The organism is Micromonospora olivasterospora, from assembly GCF_007830265.1.
GTDB classification, from domain to species: domain Bacteria; phylum Actinomycetota; class Actinomycetes; order Mycobacteriales; family Micromonosporaceae; genus Micromonospora; species Micromonospora olivasterospora.
Window position 1 is genome coordinate 3473263 of record NZ_VLKE01000001.1, and the last position, 18066, is coordinate 3491328.

23 protein-coding genes and 1 tRNA gene are annotated in these 18066 nt (G+C 74.4%); 14 read left to right on the forward strand and 10 right to left on the reverse strand.

Going from position 1 to position 18066, the window contains the following annotated elements; all coding sequences use genetic code 11:
• Positions 1-2: 2 nt before the first annotated feature.
• A complete protein-coding gene (locus JD77_RS15840; protein ID WP_145775089.1) occupies positions 3-863 on the reverse strand; it encodes an oxygenase MpaB family protein in 861 nt (286 codons plus the stop codon).
• 26 nt (positions 864-889) lie between these two features.
• Positions 890-1318, reverse strand: a complete 429-nt coding sequence (locus JD77_RS15845; protein ID WP_145775090.1) for a Fur family transcriptional regulator — start codon at positions 1316-1318, stop codon at positions 890-892.
• 231 nt (positions 1319-1549) lie between these two features.
• Between JD77_RS15845 and JD77_RS15850 the strand changes: the two genes are divergently transcribed.
• The gene (locus JD77_RS15850; RefSeq protein ID WP_145777609.1) at positions 1550-2032 is read left to right on the forward strand and encodes a DUF2231 domain-containing protein; all 483 of its coding nucleotides are present in this window, start codon (positions 1550-1552) and stop codon (positions 2030-2032) included.
• A 14-nt stretch (positions 2033-2046) separates the two neighbouring features.
• Here the strand turns inward: JD77_RS15850 and JD77_RS15855 are convergent, their stop codons facing one another.
• Complete coding sequence (locus tag JD77_RS15855; RefSeq protein ID WP_145775091.1) at positions 2047-2409, reverse strand: hypothetical protein; 363 nt, start codon at positions 2407-2409, stop codon at positions 2047-2049.
• A 65-nt stretch (positions 2410-2474) separates the two neighbouring features.
• Between JD77_RS15855 and JD77_RS15860 the strand changes: the two genes are divergently transcribed.
• Positions 2475-2660, forward strand: a complete 186-nt coding sequence (locus tag JD77_RS15860) for a hypothetical protein (RefSeq protein ID WP_145775092.1) — start codon at positions 2475-2477, stop codon at positions 2658-2660.
• A gap of 62 nt (positions 2661-2722) precedes the next feature.
• On the opposite strand, the gene JD77_RS15865 is transcribed toward JD77_RS15860, so the two are convergent.
• From JD77_RS15865 to JD77_RS15875, 3 genes are all read right to left on the reverse strand, one after another.
• Entirely contained in the window at positions 2723-3232 is a 510-nt protein-coding gene (locus JD77_RS15865) for a flagellar biosynthesis protein FlgA (RefSeq protein ID WP_246140690.1), read from the reverse strand.
• A gap of 196 nt (positions 3233-3428) precedes the next feature.
• A complete protein-coding gene (locus tag JD77_RS15870) occupies positions 3429-3827 on the reverse strand; it encodes an FmdB family zinc ribbon protein (protein ID WP_246140691.1) in 399 nt (132 codons plus the stop codon).
• A 19-nt stretch (positions 3828-3846) separates the two neighbouring features.
• Complete coding sequence (locus tag JD77_RS15875) at positions 3847-4533, reverse strand: 5-formyltetrahydrofolate cyclo-ligase (RefSeq protein ID WP_145775094.1); 687 nt, start codon at positions 4531-4533, stop codon at positions 3847-3849.
• Positions 4534-4618: 85 nt separating this feature from the next.
• Between JD77_RS15875 and JD77_RS15880 the strand changes: the two genes are divergently transcribed.
• The 6 genes from JD77_RS15880 to JD77_RS15905 all read left to right on the forward strand — a co-directional run bounded on the left by JD77_RS15880 (position 4619) and on the right by JD77_RS15905 (position 11204).
• Complete coding sequence (locus JD77_RS15880) at positions 4619-6853, forward strand: diguanylate cyclase (protein WP_211372579.1); 2235 nt, start codon at positions 4619-4621, stop codon at positions 6851-6853.
• Between the two features lie 9 nt (positions 6854-6862).
• Positions 6863-7864, forward strand: a complete 1002-nt coding sequence (locus tag JD77_RS15885; RefSeq protein WP_145775095.1) for a UTP--glucose-1-phosphate uridylyltransferase — start codon at positions 6863-6865, stop codon at positions 7862-7864.
• Positions 7861-9165, forward strand: a complete 1305-nt coding sequence (locus JD77_RS15890) for a molybdopterin molybdotransferase MoeA (RefSeq protein ID WP_145775096.1) — start codon at positions 7861-7863, stop codon at positions 9163-9165. The genes JD77_RS15885 and JD77_RS15890 overlap by 4 nt, the downstream gene beginning before the upstream one ends.
• A 145-nt stretch (positions 9166-9310) precedes the next feature.
• Positions 9311-9919: a GNAT family N-acetyltransferase gene (locus tag JD77_RS15895; protein WP_211372814.1), complete on the forward strand. Its 609-nt coding sequence runs from the start codon at positions 9311-9313 to the stop codon at positions 9917-9919.
• A gap of 178 nt (positions 9920-10097) precedes the next feature.
• A complete protein-coding gene (gene sepX, locus JD77_RS15900) occupies positions 10098-10931 on the forward strand; it encodes a divisome protein SepX/GlpR (RefSeq protein WP_211372580.1) in 834 nt (277 codons plus the stop codon).
• Positions 10932-11127: 196 nt separating this feature from the next.
• Positions 11128-11204, forward strand: a tRNA-Ala gene (locus tag JD77_RS15905).
• Here the strand turns inward: JD77_RS15905 and JD77_RS35505 are convergent.
• Positions 11193-11879 (reverse strand): phage integrase central domain-containing protein, encoded by a 687-nt coding sequence (locus JD77_RS35505; protein WP_387226067.1) that lies wholly within the window; start codon positions 11877-11879, stop codon positions 11193-11195. The two genes, JD77_RS15905 and JD77_RS35505, sit on opposite strands and share 12 nt — an antisense overlap.
• A gap of 104 nt (positions 11880-11983) precedes the next feature.
• On the opposite strand from JD77_RS35505, the gene JD77_RS15915 reads away from it, so the two are divergent.
• On the forward strand, positions 11984-12736 hold the full coding sequence (locus tag JD77_RS15915; RefSeq protein ID WP_145775098.1) for a Gmad2 immunoglobulin-like domain-containing protein: 753 nt from the start codon (positions 11984-11986) through the stop codon (positions 12734-12736).
• A gap of 10 nt (positions 12737-12746) precedes the next feature.
• Here JD77_RS15915 and JD77_RS15920 read toward each other — a convergent pair whose 3' ends face one another.
• A complete protein-coding gene (locus JD77_RS15920; RefSeq protein ID WP_145775099.1) occupies positions 12747-13511 on the reverse strand; it encodes a helix-turn-helix domain-containing protein in 765 nt (254 codons plus the stop codon).
• 153 nt (positions 13512-13664) lie between these two features.
• On the opposite strand from JD77_RS15920, the gene JD77_RS15925 reads away from it, so the two are divergent.
• Genes JD77_RS15925 through JD77_RS15935 form a run of 3 tightly spaced genes read left to right on the forward strand, consistent with a single transcriptional unit; the run spans position 13665 to position 14519 of the window.
• Positions 13665-13901 carry a hypothetical protein gene (locus JD77_RS15925; RefSeq protein ID WP_145775100.1) on the forward strand — a complete coding sequence of 79 codons (237 nt, stop codon included), beginning with the start codon at positions 13665-13667 and terminating at the stop codon, positions 13899-13901.
• On the forward strand, positions 13879-14304 hold the full coding sequence (locus JD77_RS35165; protein ID WP_170286462.1) for a hypothetical protein: 426 nt from the start codon (positions 13879-13881) through the stop codon (positions 14302-14304). The genes JD77_RS15925 and JD77_RS35165 overlap by 23 nt, the downstream gene beginning before the upstream one ends.
• Positions 14301-14519 (forward strand): hypothetical protein, encoded by a 219-nt coding sequence (locus JD77_RS15935; protein ID WP_145775101.1) that lies wholly within the window; start codon positions 14301-14303, stop codon positions 14517-14519. The genes JD77_RS35165 and JD77_RS15935 overlap by 4 nt, the downstream gene beginning before the upstream one ends.
• 127 nt (positions 14520-14646) lie before the next feature.
• Here JD77_RS15935 and JD77_RS15940 read toward each other — a convergent pair whose 3' ends face one another.
• Positions 14647-15465 carry an SdrD B-like domain-containing protein gene (locus tag JD77_RS15940; RefSeq protein ID WP_145775102.1) on the reverse strand — a complete coding sequence of 273 codons (819 nt, stop codon included), beginning with the start codon at positions 15463-15465 and terminating at the stop codon, positions 14647-14649.
• Between JD77_RS15940 and JD77_RS15945 the strand changes: the two genes are divergently transcribed.
• Together JD77_RS15945 and JD77_RS15950 are read left to right on the forward strand one after the other, a co-directional pair.
• Positions 15464-15676 carry a hypothetical protein gene (locus tag JD77_RS15945; protein WP_145775103.1) on the forward strand — a complete coding sequence of 71 codons (213 nt, stop codon included), beginning with the start codon at positions 15464-15466 and terminating at the stop codon, positions 15674-15676. The genes JD77_RS15940 and JD77_RS15945 overlap by 2 nt on opposite strands.
• A gap of 121 nt (positions 15677-15797) precedes the next feature.
• Positions 15798-17021 carry a multidrug effflux MFS transporter gene (locus JD77_RS15950; protein ID WP_145777614.1) on the forward strand — a complete coding sequence of 408 codons (1224 nt, stop codon included), beginning with the start codon at positions 15798-15800 and terminating at the stop codon, positions 17019-17021.
• Between the two features lie 68 nt (positions 17022-17089).
• On the opposite strand, the gene JD77_RS15955 is transcribed toward JD77_RS15950, so the two are convergent.
• Positions 17090-18001: a DUF4352 domain-containing protein gene (locus JD77_RS15955; RefSeq protein ID WP_145775104.1), complete on the reverse strand. Its 912-nt coding sequence runs from the start codon at positions 17999-18001 to the stop codon at positions 17090-17092.
• Positions 18002-18066 lie beyond the last annotated feature (65 nt).

The window sequence follows — 18066 nt, forward strand, 5'->3', positions numbered from 1 at the left end:
GCTCAGTCGACCAGCCCCGCCGTGGCCAGCCGCGCCCGTTCCTTCGCCGCCTGTTGCAGGGGCCCCTCCCGCCAGCGACGGGGCAGGGCGGCCAGGGTGAGCCGCAGGGCGCGCACGGTGAGGTCCGCCGACAGTTCGGTGGTCGGCAGGCCCAGTCCGCCGTACCGGCGCCGGGCCCACGGCGGCAGCAGCGCGAACGCGGTGCCGGCGATGCCCAGGTACGCCCACCGGGGCGGCCCGAGGTTCAGCCCCAGCCGGGCCGGCAGGCTGAGTTTCCACGGCAGCGGCGGCGCGGTCAGGAACAGGGCCGTCTCCGCCGCCTCCCGGGTGAGCCGCAGCTCGGGCCGGACCCGGCGGTAGTACTCCGCCACCTCCGCCACGCTGCCCGGCACGTCGGCCGGGTCCAGCCCCACCAGCGCCGCGGCCCGGCGCTGCTCGGCGTGGTAGCCGTCCGCCTCGGCGTCGGTCAGCGGCAGCCCCGCCCGGCGGGCGGTGCTGAGGAACGACTCGACCTCGGTGACGTGCACCCAGCGCAGCAGCTCAGGGTCGTCGATCCGGAACGGCTCCCCGGTGACCGGGTCGGTGGCCTGCAGCCGGGCGTGCAACCGGCGCAGCCGGGCACCCGCCGCCTCGGCCTCTGCGGTCGTGCCGTAGACGGTGGTCGCCACGTACGCGGCCGTGCGCACCAGCCGGCCCCACGCGTCGGTCCGGTAGTCGCTGTTCTGGGCCACGCCGGCCATCGCCCGGGGATGCAACGCCTGGAGGTAGAGCGCGCGCAGGCCGGCGACGATCAGGATCGGTTCCCCGTGCACCTTCCAGGTGACCGATCCCGGACCGAACAGACCGAGGTCATCGGATTCCACCGCCCCAGCGTGCCACGCGGACCAGGTCAGACGTCGGCCGAGCGGCGGGCCTGACAGGCCGGGCAGAGGCCCCAGAAGGTCACCTCCGCCTCGTCCACCTCGTATCCGTGCGAGGTGATCGGGTCGAGGCAGGGCGTCTCGCCGACCGCGCAGTCGATGTCGGCGATCTCGCCGCAACCGCGGCAGACCACGTGGTGGTGGTTGTCGCCGGCCCGGGCCTCGTACCGGGCGGGACTGCCGGCCGGCTCGATCCGGCGGGACAGCCCGGCTCGGGAGAGCGCGCCGAGGACGTCGTACACCGCCTGGGTGGAGACGGAGTCGAGGCGTTCCCGGACCCGCCGGGTGATCTCGTCGACCTCCAGGTGGCCACCGGCGGCCAGGACCTCCAGCACGGCGAGGCGCGGCCGGGTGACCCGCAGGCCCCTCGACCGGAGCAGTTCCTCGCCACTGGTCATGACTCAATGACAGCACGGGCCCCAGCAGGCGACAAGCGAGCATCTGGGCAGGTGGCCCGCACCACACGCGCCGCCGGTGGGCGGCGGGCGACGCCGCGCCGGCCGGCCCTACGGGACGCGGCTCTGAACCGGTCAACCGACCTGTGCGTGTGCCAGGTCGTCAGTACTGCCGCACCGGGCGTTGTCGTACGCTTACTGCCCGGGGTACCGCGTCCACTGCCGGAGGTGTCGGTGTTCAGGGAGATCAACGGACTGCCGGGGCACGCCCTGATCGTCCACGCAGCCGTGGTGTTCGTTCCGCTGCTGGCGCTGCTCGCCTCCGCGTACGGACTGGTGCCCCGGTGGCGTCCCAAGCTCGGCTGGGCGGTGGCGATCCTGGCCGTGCTGAGCCCGGTCGTCGCCTGGGTGGCGACGGAGTCGGGCGAGGAACTGGAGCACGCGCTGGAGGAGAAGGGCTACCCGCCGCAGATCCTCGACAAGGTGCGCGAGCACGCCGAGTACGGCGACACGTTGCTCTGGTTCACCGTGGGTCTGGCCGTGGCGGCCATCCTCCTGCTGCTGGTGACCCGCAACGACGACCGGGTGTCCCGGCTGCCGTCCTGGGTGGCCCTGCTGCTCACCGTCGTGGTGGTCGTGCTGGCCGCCGCCGCCCTGGTCTACGTCGTGTTGACCGGTGACACCGGCGCCCAGGCCGTCTGGGGCGGCACCCTCTGATCCCGCCGGGCCGCTCAGAACAGCGCCCGCGAGCAGAGCAGACAGACGAGGAGCGCCAGCACCACCGCCGCGACCCCGCCGACGCCCCAGGTGATCCGCTGGGCGCGCTGCTCGGCGACGTCCAGTTCGACCATGTCCTGCGGCGGCAGCCGCCGCGGCAGCGCCGCCTGCAGGTGGACCGGGGGTCGCCAGCCGGGCGGCGGGGGCGTGGTCGGCGGTGGCCCGGCGTACCCACCCGCCGCCGGCGGAACCGCCGCGGCCGGGCGGCCGAGGCCGCCGGGATCACGCTGCGCGGCGCCGGGTGCCTCGCCGCCGGGGGTGTCCGACGGACGCCGCCAGAAGTCGTCCTCGGGGCGCTCACCGCTGGGCGTCGTCATGCCGTCCGACGCTACCAATTCCCGGGGCCGCGGCCGGTCGGAGGCGGGTCCGACTCCGGGTATTCTTGCCCTTCGTGAGCATCGACCCGGGGACGCAGGCACGCGGCGACGACGACCGCGCCGTCGACCTGAGCGAGGACTTCGTGGTGCTGCCCGAGCAGACGTCCGACGACACGGACCGCGGCTGGGGCGAGCTGTCCGGCCGCAACGACGACTGGCTGCTCGCCGAGCGCCCCCCGCACTGGGACTGAGCCGACCCCGGGCGCGGGCAGCCGCGCGGACCCGCCGAGGCGCGTCGACGCGCTCGCACCCGTCAGCCGCGGACCACGATCGCGAAGCGGCTGCCCTCCGGCAGGCCCACCGCGCGGTGCGCCTGCTCGGGGCTGAGCGCCAGGTAGAGCGCGGAGGAGCCGTCCACGGCGCCGGCCCCGACCACGTCGAGCACCAGGGCGCGGGGGGCCAGCAGGTCGGCCTCGGCGGCCGGCCCGCCGGCCGGTACGGCGAGCAGGTCGACCCGGGATCCGGGGCGTACCACCGCCAGCGCGGCCGGCTCGGCCAACCTGATCGGCACCCCGACCGCCCCGTCGGGCAGCGGCAGGGTCGCGGCCGCCGGCGGGGCGCTCGGCCCCGTGCCGCCGTCGCGGTCGGCGTCGCCGTCCGGCCCGCTGCCCGGGGACGCGACGGAGCCCGGGGATGCCGACGCGTCGGGGGCCGGTGGACAGCCGGAGGGCGTCTGCAGCACCGCTGCGGCGAGGCCGATCAGGGCGGCGACCAGGGCGGCCCGGAGCAGCGTCGACCGGCGGGGCCGGTGGGGCCAGCGCACCGGTCGCAGTGATCCGGACCCCGCCGTCCCGTTGACCGCCATTCCGTCCTCCCGACTCGGCACGGCGCCGGAGCTGGCGCCGGGAGCAGGCTAGGCGGCGGACGGCCGGCCGCGCCCGGCTCGGGGCGCGGCCTGTGGACGACGGGGGCGCCTGTGGACAACCGCCACGCGGCGCGCGGATCTGCTAAGGGGCGGGTCAGGAGGCGCTGGCCGCCGGGGCCTTCGCCGCACCGCCCGAGGAGGAGCCGGAGGACGCCGCGGAGGAACCGGACGCCCCGGACGAGCCGTTCGACGCACCGGCGGAGCCGCCGGAGGTGCTGGCCGAACCGGAGTCGCCGCCGGAGGACGACTCGGACTTGGCCGGCTTGCCGGAGCCGTTCTTGGCGGTGTCGGAGCCGGAACGGGAGTCGGTGCGGTAGAAGCCCGAGCCCTTGAAGACGATGCCGACGGAGTTGAAGACCTTGCGCAGCCGCCCCTCGCACGTGGGGCACTCGGTCAGCGGCTCGTCAGAGAAGGACTGCACCGCCTCGAGCTGGTGGCCGCACGCGGTGCAGGCGTACTGGTACGTGGGCACGTTCTCCTCCGGATCTGGCACGGCCTGTTTGGCACTCGACTCATTCGAGTGCCAATGGTGCGTCATCCGACCCGGGTTCGTCCAGCGGAAGTGCCGGGGCAGACACCGGACCGGCCGCCAGCGGGCGCAGCCCCACGGCGGGGGTGACCACGGCGCGCACCGGCCGGTCGTGCGGCTCGGCGGGGAGGCGTTCCAGCAGCTCACCGTCGTGCAGGAGGGCCACCGTCAGCGCGTCCCCGCCGACCCGGGCCAGCGCCCGGTCGTACGAGCCGCCACCGCGCCCGAGCCGCCGGCCGTGCAGGTCGACCGCCAGGGCGGGCACCACCACCAGCCCCGCGTCGGCGACCGCCGAGCGGCCCAGCCGGGGGCCGGCCGGCTCGCGTAGGCCGCGCCCGGCCGCCACCAGACACCCCGGGCCCGGGTACGCCGCCCAGTCCAGGTCCAGGTCGTCGCGCAGCACGGGCAGCAGCAGCTCGGCGCCGGGCGGCAGCGCGGCGCGCAGCGCCTCCGGCAGCTCCGGCCCGCCGGGCTCCGAGCCGACGGGGACGTACGCGGTCATCCTGGCCGGCCGCAGCCGGCGTACCAGATCGACGAGCGCGGCTCGGACGGACGCCGCCGCCGCCGCCCGGCGCGCGGCCGGCAGCGCGCGGCGGCGGGCGAGCAGCTCCACCCGGACGCGGCGCTTCGCCTCGTGCGTCGCTTCCGCCCCATCAGAAAAATCCGGCACGCAACACTCCTGACGCAACGTTTACCCCACCATCGCACTGTGTCAGCATCGCTAGCATCGGGCGCGGAACTTCCGGGGGGAAGCGTTGACGCTACGCGGGCGGTTGACGGCGGCCTTCCTCGTGGTGGTCCTCGGGCCGGTCCTGCTCGGGGCGTTCTTCGTCGGCACCACCATGGCGGCCGTCGACCGCGGCCGGTCGACGGAACGGCTCGGTCTGGCCGCCGCGACGGTCCGCACCTCGGTCGACGCCCTCTGCCAGCAGCTGCGCGCCGCGGCCGACGCGGTCGCCCTCGCCGCCGACCCCGCCGGGCGGGCGGTCGCGGCCCGGCAGGTGGTCAGCCGCGGCCTGGCCGCCGGGGTGGTGCTCGCCGACGTGACCGGGCAGGTCCGGTACGCCACCCCGGGCGCCCCCGTCCAGCCCTGGCTGGACTGCTCCGCGGCCGGGCCCGCCCCCGGGCCGGTACGGGCGCTGGGCGCGCGCGTGGGGCTGCGCGACCGGGCCGGCGCCGACCTCGGCACCGTCGCCGCGGCGCAACCCGTCGACCCCGCGTTCGTGGCCCGGCTGGCGGCGGTCACGGGCGTCGCGGTCACCCTGTTCGACGACCCCACCGGCGCGGACCGGGTGGCGCACACCACCGAGGCCGCGGGGGTACGCGACGCGGTGCTGGCCGCCGCCGGGACGGTCGTGGGCGACCGGGTCACCGAGACCGCCGACGGCCGGTACGTCCGCCGGGTCGGTCCCGCCCCCGGGCAGCCCCTGCCGCTGGTGCTCTCCGTCCCGAGCGAGCAGCCCCCCGGCCTGTACGCGGCGCTGGTCGGCGCGGTCCTGCTCGCCGCGCTGTTGGCGGTGCTCGCCGCCTGGCGGCTGGCCCGGGTCACCACCCGGCCCCTGGTGGAGTTGGCCGGCGCGGTGGACCGGGTGGCCCACGGGGACCTGGACACCCGGGTGCCGGTGCGCAGCCGCGACGAGATCGGCCGGCTGGCCAGCGCGTTCAACCGGATGACCCGGGAGACCGACTCGTACGTGCAGGCGCTGACCAGCAGCCGGGACCAGCTGCGCGGGCACCTGGCGGTGCTCGGCGACACCCTGGCCAGCACCCACGACCTGCAGCGCATCCTGCGGCTCATCCTGCACAGCGCGATCGCGGCAACCGGGGCCCGGGCCGGGGCGGTGCTGCTGGTCGACGGCGGCGGCGTGCTGGTGGGGCAGTGCGCAGAGGGCCTCGACGGGCGCTGGCCCGGCCCGGAGCCCGACCCACCCGACGCGTCGGCGCTGCGGGTGCCGGTGGGCAGCGGCGTCGTCGGCGCGGTGGCGGCGACCGGGGAGGCGCGCCGGGGAAGGGCGGAGGCGTCCGCGCCCCCGACGGGGGAGCCGCGCTGCGAGACGTACGTGGCGGTGCCCTTCGCGGCCCCCGGCGGCCCGGGCGGGACGGCCCGGCCCGGCGCGGACCCGGCCGGGGCGGAGCCCGCCCTCCCGGCGGCGACCCTGGGCGTGCTGGCCCTCTACGACCGGCTCGGCGCGGACGAGTTCGACGACGACGACCTGGTCACCCTGCGCACCTTCGCCGGGCACGCGGCGGTGGCCGTGGACAACGTGCGGGTGCACGAGGAGGCCCAGCGGCTGTCGCTGACCGACCCGCTGACCGGGCTGTGGAACTACCGCTACCTGCGTGAGTCGATCCGCCGGGAGGTCGAGCGGGCCAGCCGGTTCGGTCGGATGCTCAGCGTCCTCGCGCTGGACCTGGACCGGTTCAAGGCAATCAACGACACCTGGGGGCATGCCGCCGGGGACGCGGTGCTCGCCGAGTTCGCCCGGCGCGTCCGGGGCGAGATCCGCGAGGTGGACCTGGCGTTCCGGCAGGGCGGGGAGGAGTTCGTGGTGCTGCTGCCGGAGACGGACGCCCGGGGCGCGACCATCGTGGCCGAGCGCCTCGGCGCGGCCGTTCGCGACGCCCCGGTGACCCTGGACAACCCGGACGGGGTGGCGATCACCGTCACCGTCTCCGTGGGCATCGCCGTGTACCCGGACCACGCCACCACCGGCCAGCGGGTCCTCGACGCCGCCGACGAGGCCCTGTACGCGGCGAAGGCGGCCGGCCGGGACACCTGGCGGCTGGCGGAGCCGCGCCCCTGGCCGTCGGCCCGGGAGATCCCCGTCCTGGCCGCATCGGTCACCCCGGCGGACGGCCTGCCGCGGGCGGGCGCGCCGGTCGCCCCGGCCGAGGGCGACCCCGCCCGGTCCGATCCGCGAGTGGCGCGGGCCGCACCGGGCGGCGCGTCTTCCGGTCCTCACCCGCCGCGGCAGAGCCGTGGCCGATAGTCTCGCGACATGTCGGAGCACTCAGCGAACTCCTCAGCGGCCGCCGCGACCGGCCGCGCCCGCGCGGTCAAGGCCGTCATCCCGGCCGCCGGCCTGGCCACCCGGTTCCTGCCGGCCACCAAGGCGGTGCCCAAGGAGCTGCTGCCGGTGGTCGACCGACCGGTCCTGCAGTACATCGTCGAGGAGGCGACCCAGGCCGGCATCGGCGACGTGCTGCTGATCACCGGCCGGGGCAAGACATCCATGGTGGACCACTTCGACCGCCGCCCCGACCTGGAGGCCCGGTTGGCGGAGAAGGGCGACACCGCCACACTGGCGGCGGTGCGCCGCCCCAGCGAGCTGGCCGAGATCTACACCTGCCGCCAACCGGAGCAGCTCGGCCTCGGCCACGCCGTCGGGTACGCCGAGTCGCACGTCGGCGACCAGCCCTTCGCGGTGCTGCTCGGCGACGAGTTCGTCAACCTCTCCGAGCCGCTGCTGCCGGCGATGCTGGAGCTGCAGGCCCGCACCGGCGGCGTGGTGCTGGCCTTCTTCGAGGTCGACCCGGCCGAGACCAAGCGGTACGGCATCGCCTCCGTGGAGCCGGCCGAGGCGGAGCTGACCGACATCGGCGAGGTCGTCCGGGTTACCGGCATGGTGGAGAAGCCGACGCCGGAGGAGGCGCCGAGCAACCTCGCCGTCCTGGGCCGGTACGTGCTGCCCGGCACGATCTTCGACGCGATCCGCCGCACGAAGCCGGGCAGCGGTGGTGAGATCCAGCTGACCGACGCGATGGAGCTGCTGCGCAGCGAGGGCACGCCGGTACACGCCATCGTCTACCGCGGCATCCGTTACGACACGGGGATGCCGCTCGGCTACCTCCAGACGGTGGTGCAGATCGCCTGCGAGCGCGAGGACCTGGGCGCCGAGTTCCGCGCGTGGCTCGCCGAGTTCGTCAACGCCGGCGACGAGACGGTCACCTCGGCGATCCTGAACGGGGTGCGCGGCGCGTCGGGCGGTCCTAGTACATGACCGCGACGGCCGACGCCGAGGCGGCCGCGAACGAGTTGACGCCGCTCGCCGACTACCTGGGCAGCGTGCTGCGCAGGTTACGCGCGCTGCCTCCGCTCGACCTCGACCTCACCCAGGCGTACGGCAACGTCCTCGCCGAGGACGTCGTCGCGCCGCACTCCTTTCCGGCCTTCGACCAGGCGGCCGTGGACGGGTACGCGGCGCGCTGGGAGGACCTCTCCGGCGCGGGCCGGGTCGCGGGATACCGGGGCTCCGGCCCCGCGGGTCGCACCGTACGGCTCAACGTGGTCGGCGACCTCGGCGCGGCGAGCTGGCGGCCGGTCCGGCTCACCCCCGGCTCCTGCTTCTCGGTGGCCGCCGGGGCGCCGCTGCCGATCGCGGCGGACGTCGTGGTGCCCGTGGAGTGGACCGACCAGGGCATGGCCGCGGTGGAGATCTTCCGCACCCCCAAGCGTGGGTACGGGGTGCGCCGCGCCGGCGAGGAACTGCCGGCCGGCACCGTGCTCGCCCGCGCCGGCACGTACGTCACCCCGGCGCTCGTCGCGGTGTTCGCCGCCACCGGCATCGGCCACGTGGTGGTCAGGCCCAGCCCCCGGGTGGTCGTCGTGGCCACCGGCGACGAACTGGTCGATGTCGGCCGGGGCAGCCAGCCCGGCCAGGTGGTGGACGCCAACTCGCACGCGCTGACCGCCGCGGCGGCCGAGGTCGGCGCGCTGGCGTACCGGGTGGGCATCTGCGACGACGACCCGGAGGGGCTGCGCGGCCTGCTGGAGGACCAGACCCTGCGCGCCGACCTGATCATCACCACCGGCGGCACCGGGACCGGGCCGGGCGACATGGTCCGCCGCATCCTGTCCCGCCGCGAGGGCGGCCGGGCGGGGCCCGTCGCCTTCACGGAGGTCGCCCTGTACCCCGGAACCGCCCTCGGATTCGGTACGGTCGGCGCCGAGGAGGTACCGGTGGTCTGTCTTCCCGGTGAGCCCGGCGCGGCGTTGATCGGCTTCGAGGTGCTGGCCCGCCCGGCCATCAACCTGCTGGCCGGCGCCGAGCCCGTGTTCCGGCCGAGCGTCCGCGCCCACCTGCTGGAGACCATCACCTCGCCGGGCGGGCTGCGCGAGTTCCGCCCCGCGCACGTCGCCGAGCGGCGCGGCGGCGGTTACACGGTCCAGCCGCTGCCCGGCGGGCCGTTCACCCTCTCCGGGCTGGCCGAGGCGAACGGGCTGATGGTGCTCGGCGAGCGGGTCACCACGGCCGCCGCCGGCTCGACGGTGGACGTGCTCCTGCTGGACCGGCGTAGGTGAGCGCGAGGAGCGAGCGTTCCTGGGCGGCTCGCGTGGGACGCGGTCGCGTAGGAATGCGAGGAGAGCTTGCGAGCCCCGCAGTCGCGAACGGAAGGCTAGCCCGGTGAGTTTTGGGCGGTTCGGGCGGTCACCGGGCTGGCCGGCGGTGCTCGCGGACGGGCCGGTGCTGCTGCGCCCGTACCGGCGTTCGGACGCGGCGGCCTGGTCGGAGGTGCGCCGCGCCAACCGGGCCTGGCTGGCCCCGTGGGAGTCGGCCCTGCCGGGCAACTGGGACGAGTTGAACTCGCCCGCCGCCTTCCGGTGGGTGTACCGGGACCTGCGCCGCTCGGCCCGTACCGGCGAGGGAATGCCGTTCGCGGTGTGCCTGCGCGAGCGCGGGCGGGAGCGGCTGGTCGGCCACCTCAACATCGGCAGCATCGTCCGGCGCGCGTTCTGCTCCGCGTACGCCGGTTACTGGGTCGACTCGCGGGTCGCCGGTCAGGGTGTCATCCCCACGGCGCTGGCGCTCGCCGTCGACCACGCCTTCGGCCCCGGCGGGCTACACCGGATCGAGGTGAACATCCGGCCCGAGAACGCGCCGTCCCGTCGTGTGGTGGAGAAGCTGGGCTTCCGCGAGGAGGCGTACCACGTGCGTTACATGCACATCGACGGCGCCTGGCGCGACCACATCGGATACGCCATGACCAGCGACGAAGTGCTCGCCGACGGCGGCCTGCTGGCCCGTTGGCACCGGATGCGCGCGACCACCGGGTGAACCGTCCCACCCCCGTCGGCTCGGCGCGGCGCGCAATCATCGTGGTCGGCGGCCCGTAACCTCAAGTAACTGTAAGCTGCGGCAACCGCTGCCCGCCCGCACGATCGACCGCCCGCGCCGGGCACCGTCGAAGATCCTGCGGTCGTACGGTGGCTGCCCGAACTCGGTGACGGGAGGGGTGAGGGTGCCGACCTCGGTGCTCCTCGCCGTCCTCGCCGCCGCCGGTCTGCTCGCCCTCGCCCCGGCGCTGGTTCGCCGGTACGACGCCACCGAGCGGCTGGTGGCGGAGCGGGCGCAGTCGACGGCGCGGGTGCTCCAGCGCCGCCGGCGACGCCGTACTGTCCCGGGTCGGCGCCCCGTCAACGCCCCCCGCTCACTCGTCATCACCCTGAGCGAGAATCCGGCAACGGGGAATCTCTCTCCGCCGGTCTCCGCCTCGTCGGCCGCTGCCTCGTCGGCCGCTGCCCCGTCGGCCGCTGCCTCGTCGCGGCGCAGGCGGGGCCGGCTGCGGGCGGTGCCGCCGCCCGAGAAGTCCCGCCGACGGACCCCGCCCCGGCGCCGGCCGCACACCCCTGCGGTCTACCGCCGCCGCCGGGTGCTGGCCGCCCTGCTCTTGCTCAACGTCGTCGAGTTGATCGGCGTGCTGCTGGTCAGCCCCGGGTTCTGGATCAGCTTCTCCGTCACCGCCACCCTGCTCGTGGCGTACGTCGGGCACCTGCGCCGGAGGGTGCTCGCCGAGCGCCGCCGACGCCGGGCGAGGGCCCGCGAGGCGGCCTGGCTCGCGGCCCGGCAGGCCGAGGTGCGCCGGGAACAGGCTCGCCGCCAGGCGGCCCGCCGGGAGGCGCAGCGCCGCCTGGCGGCCCAGCGCGAGGCGGTACGCCGTGCGGCGATGGGACTGGACCGTCCCGCGGACCTGCCGGCGGCGGCCAGCGGCGGCTCGGTCTCGTACCGCCGCGCGGGCGGCCTCCGGGGTCGCCCGTACCAGTCGGGCCGCACCTCCCACACGGCTTGATCCCTCGTGGGGCTTGTCCCACGCCATATCGGCGACATGGGCCCATCCGCGCGGCGCGGACCCCGCCACATCGCCGACATGGCGGGGCCGCCCCGAGGCGGAGGGGTGATTCGCGTGGAGGGCGGGTGGGCTGTTAGTGTTGTCGCCGGCCCGCCCGGTGAAAGCCGGGTGGGACCGACGCCGGTTCGCCGGCGGAGGGGCTGTGGCGCAGACCGGTAGCGCACCTCGTTCGCATCGAGGGGGTCAGGGGTTCAAATCCCCTCAGCTCCACCAGTAACACCGTTGAGCAGCGGAAACGCTCCAGCAAGATCCACGGGCACAGTTCCGGCACAGATCACACCTGATCTTGGCCTCTCGGTCCGGCACGACCTCGACCAGTGACAGCACGTCATCCGTTGTCGGCACCCACTTGGGAGCACGGGAGAAGCCCCGCAGGATGGCCGAGAGGCGGACAGCCTTGCACGGGTTGTCAGTTACCACCTTGTCCACCATCGCGGCGTTCATGATGGCGTTGAGCAGGTCGAAGTAGGTTTTCACCGACGACTGTGCGACGCCGCCCTGGAGCAGCTTGGCTACCCATTCCAGAACGTCCGTCAGGGTGACGGCCTGGATCTGCCGATCACCGAAGTGCGGGTAGAGGTGGTGCCGGAGACGCGATTCGATGTGCCGCTGATACTCCAGCGCTTGACCGATCTGGCGTGAAAGCCGCCACCGCTCGGCGTACTCCCGGAACGTGGTTCGCCGCTCGCCCTGATCTACCTTGACTTCCTGAACGGCGCCAGCACGGGCCTTGACTTCCCACGCCTCAGCATCAGCCTTGCGCTCGAACAGCCGTTCCCGGGGCTGACCGTTGGCGTCCTCGTAGCGGCACCGCCACCGCTTACCACGGCCGTGCCGCTTCGAGGGAAGGCGCTTGCCGTCTGGGCCGCGCTTGTTGAGGTACCACAGGGACCAAGGCGCAGTTGGCGGCTGGAATCGCCGATGTTCTAGCCCGTACTCCGGGAGCCCGGCAGACCGGACCTAACACTGTTGAAGTGGCACCCGGGCTAATTATGAATCTGCCCCCCGCGACGAGCAGCGATCCGGTCTCGCCCACCGCGCCGGACGCCGCCCCGGAGACCAACCCGAGCGGCAGCATCACCGTGCAGCTCTGGTTAACCCGGGACGGGAAGCTCGCGCCGACCCGGCGTACGCTGCCGGCCACCCTCGCCACATCCCGGCTGGCCCTCACCGAACTGGCCGACGGGCCCACCCGCGCCGAGGCGGCGGCGGGCCTGGACACCCTCGTCCCGACCGGCGGCCAGGTCGTCCACATCGTCGGCGGGGTGGCGACCCTGGCCCCGCCGGCCGGGTTCGACGCCGGCGACGCGGCGCGGAACCGACTCCGCCGGGCCCAGGTGGTCTGGACGCTGACCCAGTTCCCCACCGTGCGCCGGGTGGCCTTCGGCCCGGCCGTCGCCGCACCCGCCGGGCGCGGCGACTACACCGACCTCCTGCCGGCGATCGTGGTGACCGCCCCGTCGGTCGGCGACAGGATCACCAGCCTGGTGACGGTCACCGGGACCGCCGACGTCTTCGAGGCGACGGTGAGCGTCCGGATCCTGGACCCCGCCGGCCGGGAGATCGGCACCGCGTTCACCACCGCCGCGTGCGGCTCCGGCTACCGCGGCGACTACCGGGCGCGGGTCGACTACCGGCTGGACCGCACCGGACCGGGCACCATCGAGGTGTACGAGGTGTCGGCCCGGGACGGCACCCGCGTCAACGTGGTGGCGGTGCCCGTCGTCCTGACCGCCGCAGGATAGGGATGGTCGGCTACGCCGAATCCACCCGATCGGGCAGGATGTTGTACCGGTCGAGCGTCGCCTTGGACGTCGAGGCGTCCTGAAAGACCAGGTCCCACGGGCCGGTGTTGACGTCCATGTCCTTGCCGAACCCCACCCACTTGCCCGCCATCCGCCGGCCCGTCGGCTCCGCCAGCAACTGGATCGCGCCGTGATAGCGGGCGCCCCGGTAGTAGCCGCCCGGGTCTGTCTGCTCCACCCAGGTGCCGGTGACGACACTGCCGTCAACCGTGAGGTCCAGCGACAGCGACGACGCGGCCGAGCCCGGGAGGCTGCGCGCGGTCAGGCGATCGCCGTGCTGGAGCACGACCACGAAGTGCTGCCCGGCGAATGATTCCCCTCGGCCGCTGGAGTAGTACTGGTACCGGCTGAGCCACACCCCGGCATAGGACCCGCGCACGGCGGCCGGGCGGTGCGTGGGCACGGGTGTGGCCAGGTCTGACATCGGCGACGTCAGGTCGTGGCCGCCCTGGTTGTCGTCGGCGACCTGGCCGCCGGGCACGGACGTGAACCCGAGCAGATCGATGGGCAGGCCGGTGACCACCTCCAGGGCGCGGACGTAGACGGGGCGAGGCGCGGCGATCGCCCCCGATTCCCACCGCTGGACGAGCCGCTTGTTGGCGTCGTTGGGCTCGCCGACACGGTGGCCTGCGGCTTGGAGGGCGCGGGCGAAGTCGTCCTGGCTCATGCGCATTCCGGTGCGGACGGCCCGGAGGGCGACGTTGGGGGCGTTCATGCGCCTCACATTAGCCATGTGTCGCCAAAATGTCGCCGCATATGTGGCCGTTTTGCCGCGTGCTGTGTCGTCGCGTCCGGCGATATATAGGCGTCATGGTGGGCAGGTGCGGACGGCGGTACGCAATCGCCGTCGGTCCAGAGGGAGGCAACCGTGCTGCTGTCCATCCGAGCATTCATCCGGCGACTCATCGGCCGGCCCGACCCGGTCTCGCCCGGCACCGGCCAGCGCCACCAGGCCGCCGAGCAGGCGGCCGCGCGGCAACGCCTACTTGACCAGGCTCAACGGCTGCGGGACAGCCACTGGCACTGCGAGCCGACGCAGATGATGCCGACCGTGCGGATGACCCTGGGCCAGCTCACCTGCTATGGGACGAGGACCGAGTGGTGAGCGGAGTCGAGGCCGGCTGTCATGGCACGTCGAACCCGGGCAGGCGGCGCGTCCCCTACGACGCGTACGTCCTCGCGGTCGCCCTGACCCTCGCCCGCCGGCACCGCCCGGCGTGGTCGTGGCGGAGGTGGGAGTGGATCTGCCGTTGCGGCACCGATCTGCCCTGTCGTGCCCGCCATCGGATTCCGATGAACCGGGGTCACTGGCCGGACGGGGAGGCCGGGTGAACGACGACCAGGAGCGGACGATCCTCGCCGTGCACATCCGAGGACTCGACGGGATGTGCACGGGCTGCCGGGCGTGGTGGGGACGCCTCAACCCGTACCCCTGCTGGCAGGTGGACTGGGCGACCAGCCGGCGCGCGCGGACGATCATGGCGCGCTACCTGGGGCTTCAGGCGTGACCACCCACGGCCCGGTGCTGCCGATCTGGAGCTGTGGCGGCTGCGGCCTGCCCTGGCCGTGCCGGACCCGCCGCCGAGAGTTGCGAGCGGAGTTCGCGGACGCGCCGATGTCGCTGGCGCTCTACATGGGAGCGCAGTTCGTCCGTGCCGCCGAGGATCTGACCTGGGCACCCGCCGGCAGCCTGCACCGCCGCTTCCTGGGCTGGCTGCGGTGAGGCGCCTGACGCCGGCAATTGACCTCGGACGGCGCCCGGCCAGACAAGCAGCTCGCCGGAACGGGAGGACGGCCGGCAGCCGGGGAAGGCCCGGGCCCGAACGGACCCCGGCCTTCCCCGCATGGCGTCAGGACTGCGGCAGGATGCCGACGTCCACCTGGATCTCGGCGCCGTCGTGTACCTCGACCAGGGCGCTGAGCCCGTACGGGTAGTAGCCGCCGACGTAGCTGACGATGTCCGAGTCGCTGGCGTCGTCGCCCAGGTCGGACGTGGTGAACTGGGTGGTGCTGCCGTACGGCAGGAGGACCTTGACCGTGTACCGGCCCGGCTTCAGCCGCCCGCCCCAGTACGTCCCGCGGACCGTGTTGGTGTTGATGCCCGGCCAGTCCCACGGCAGCGAGCCCGTCTCCGGCACGACGGTCAGTCCAATCGTCTTGTCGAGGGCCATCGGCTCTCCGGCGTCGCGCTGGCCGTCCCGGTCGAGGTCGAGCCAGACGTGCCCGGCGACAGCGCCCTCGGCGACGTAGGTGACGGTGTCCGGGGCGGTGTTGTTCTCCGTCGACGACTCCGGGGTACCGGCGGACGCGGTCGCGGTGAAGGTCAGCGGGCCGGCCGGGGTGCCGGGCTGCGCCCGCAGCTGCACCCGCACGTTGAGCCCCGGGGTGCCGATGTCCCAGTAGTCACGGGTGCGCTCGACGAACCGGTCGGTCGTCTCCTCCAGCCGGCAGGCCCAGGCGGGGTCGCCGGCGTCGACGGAGAGGAAGTCGACGGTCGGCGGGAGCGGGAGCCGAACCACGACGTCCTCCGCCGGGCTGCCACCCTCGGTCCACACGTACGCCGACACCTCGGACTCCTGGTTCGCCCGCAGCTCGTCGGTGGCGACCACGTCGAGCCCGGAGACGTTCAGGTCGCCCGGGGGCGGCACGGCGTACGTGAACGTGGTCATGCCGCTGTTGTTGGCCAGCGACCCTTCGGTCGCCGGGGTCGACACCGAGCCGGTCACCGTCCGGGTGTCGCCCGCCGTGCCGGCCGGCACGGCCGCCTACGGGCCGGTGCCGCCGGTCGGGAGCGACACGAAGGTGACTGCGGGTCACGGCTGCTGTGAGCTGCGGCACCTCTTCGCCGGCCGGGAATCAGCGCGCCTGATCGGGATTTGAAGCAAGGTGTGACTGCTGAACAGCTCCCCGCCCGGCTCCACCACGACCGGACGGAGACGTCCCGATGACCGTCACCCAGGATCTCGAAACGCCCGCCGCCCCGCCGACGCCGGGCGACCTGATGAGCCGCCGGCAGCGCCTGCGGCTCGTCCTCGTACTCGGCTCGCTGATCGCGGTGGGCCCGCTGACCATCGACATGTACCTGCCCGCGCTTCCCGCGATCGTCGCCGACTTCTCCACCACGTCGGCGGCGGTCCAACTGACCCTCACCGGCACGCTGGCGGGGCTCGCCATCGGCCAGTTGCTGATCGGCCCGCTCTCCGACGCCGTCGGGCGGCGGGTGCCGCTGATCGCCGGCATCGCGCTGCACGTCGTGGCGTCGCTGCTCTGCGTCGCCGCGCCGAACATCGCGGTCCTCGGCGCGCTGCGGGTGGTGCAGGGGCTCGGCGTGGCCGCCGCCTCGGTGGTCGCGATGGCCGTCGTACGCGACCTGTTCAGTGGCGCGGCCTTCGCCAAGCTGCTCTCCCGGCTGCTGCTGGTCATGGGCGCGGCGCCGATCCTCGCTCCGACCCTCGGCGGCGGGCTGCTGCACTGGACGGACTGGCGCGGGGTGTTCGTCGCCCTGGCCGCGTTCGGCGTGCTGCTCGTCGTGGTCGCCGCGCTCGGCCTCCCCGAGACGCTGCCGCCGGACCGGCGTCGGCGCGGCGGCGTGGTCGCCACGGCCGCGCTGTACGGCTCGCTGCTGCGCGACCGGACGTTCGTGGGCCTGGTCCTGGTCGCCGGGCTGGCGATGGCGGCGTTGTTCGCGTATGTGTCGGGGTCGTCGTTCGTCCTGCAGGAGCAGTACGGGCTGGACGAGCAGCAGTTCGGGTTCGCCTTCGGCGCGGGCGCCGTCGGGCTGATCACCGCGACCCAGTTCAACGTACGGCTGCTGCGCCGCCACTCGCCGCAGCGCATCCTCGTCGTCGCCCTTGCCGTGGGGACCGCGGCCGGGTTGGTGCTGCTCACCGTCGCCGCGACCGGGCTCGGCGGGCTGCCGAGCCTGCTGGTGTCGCTGTGGGTGGTGCTCGCGGCGGCCGGCCTGGCCATGCCGAACGCGCCGGCCCTGGCGCTGTCCCGGCACGGCGAGGCGGCCGGCACGGCCTCCGCCCTGCTCGGCGCGGTGCAGTTCGGCGTCGGCGCGCTGGCCGCCCCGCTGGTGGGCGTGCTCGGCACCGGCGCGGTGGCGATGTCGCTGGTGGTCGCCGGTGGGATGGTGGCCTCGACCGTGGTCCTGCTCGTCGTCGTGCGGCCGGCCCGGCTCGCGGCGCTGGAGGCGGAACCGGTGGCCGTGGCGGCGCACTGACCAGCCGGTGAGACGACGCGGGGCCGACCGGTGTGCCCGGTCGGCCCCGCGTGTGTGTTCCGCGCCGGTTACGGCTTCCAGGAACCGGCGGTCTCCAGCTTGTGCCGGTACTCCAGCACGCCGTTCTTGTCGGCCACGTCGAAGGTCACCACGCCGGTGCGCTTGCTGCCCTCCCGCAGGCTCACGCCGGAGTCGAGCAGGTCGCCGCAGCCGGCGAGCGCGCCCGCGATCCCGTTCGCGGTGGTGCCGTCGGCGGCCACCCACTGGAAGTAGAACGGGTTGATCGACATGTTGCCCTTCGTCACCGTCGCGGTGACCTCGGCCGTGAGGTAGAGCCCCTTGTCGGGCTCCGGCGAGTACGACTTGCAGCCCTTGGTCGTGGTGCGGAACCGCAGCACCGTGATCTCCAGGGTGCCGTCGTCGTCGGTGATGACGAGCGTGTCGCCCGCCGCCATGTTGAACGTCTCGCCGCTGGCCGGAGAGGACGACGAGGACTTCGGGGTGGGCCGGTCGCTGGGCGCGGTGGTCACCGTGGGCAGGGTGATGTCCCGCTTGGCCTCCTCCGCCGCGTCGCTGGCCCCCTTGACCAGCGCCACGACGCCGCCGATGCAGCAGAGCAGCGCGAGCACGGCCGCGACGACGGCGATGATGATGATGGGCTTCTTGTTGCTCTTCGGCGGCTGCGCCGGCCCAGGCGGGAAGCCGGGCGCCCCCGCCGGGTACGGGGCCCCGGAGGTGGGCGGGTACGGCGACCCGGACACCGGAGGTTGGTACGGCGACCCGGACACGGGCGGCTGCTGCGGGTACGGCGGCCCGGGGGCCGGCGGCGGGTAGGGGGATCCGGAGACGGGCGGCTGCGGCACGGCCGGCGGCGGGTAGCCGCCCTGCTCGGCCGGGTACTGCGGCATCGGTGCCGTTGGCGGCTCCTGGTTCGGCTGGTAGGGATCCTGCGGCCCGTATGGGGGCTGGGGGTGGCTCACCGTACTCCTCGGCACCTCATGGCGATCTGAAACGCTGACGTTAGCGGCCCCCGCCGACTCGCGCG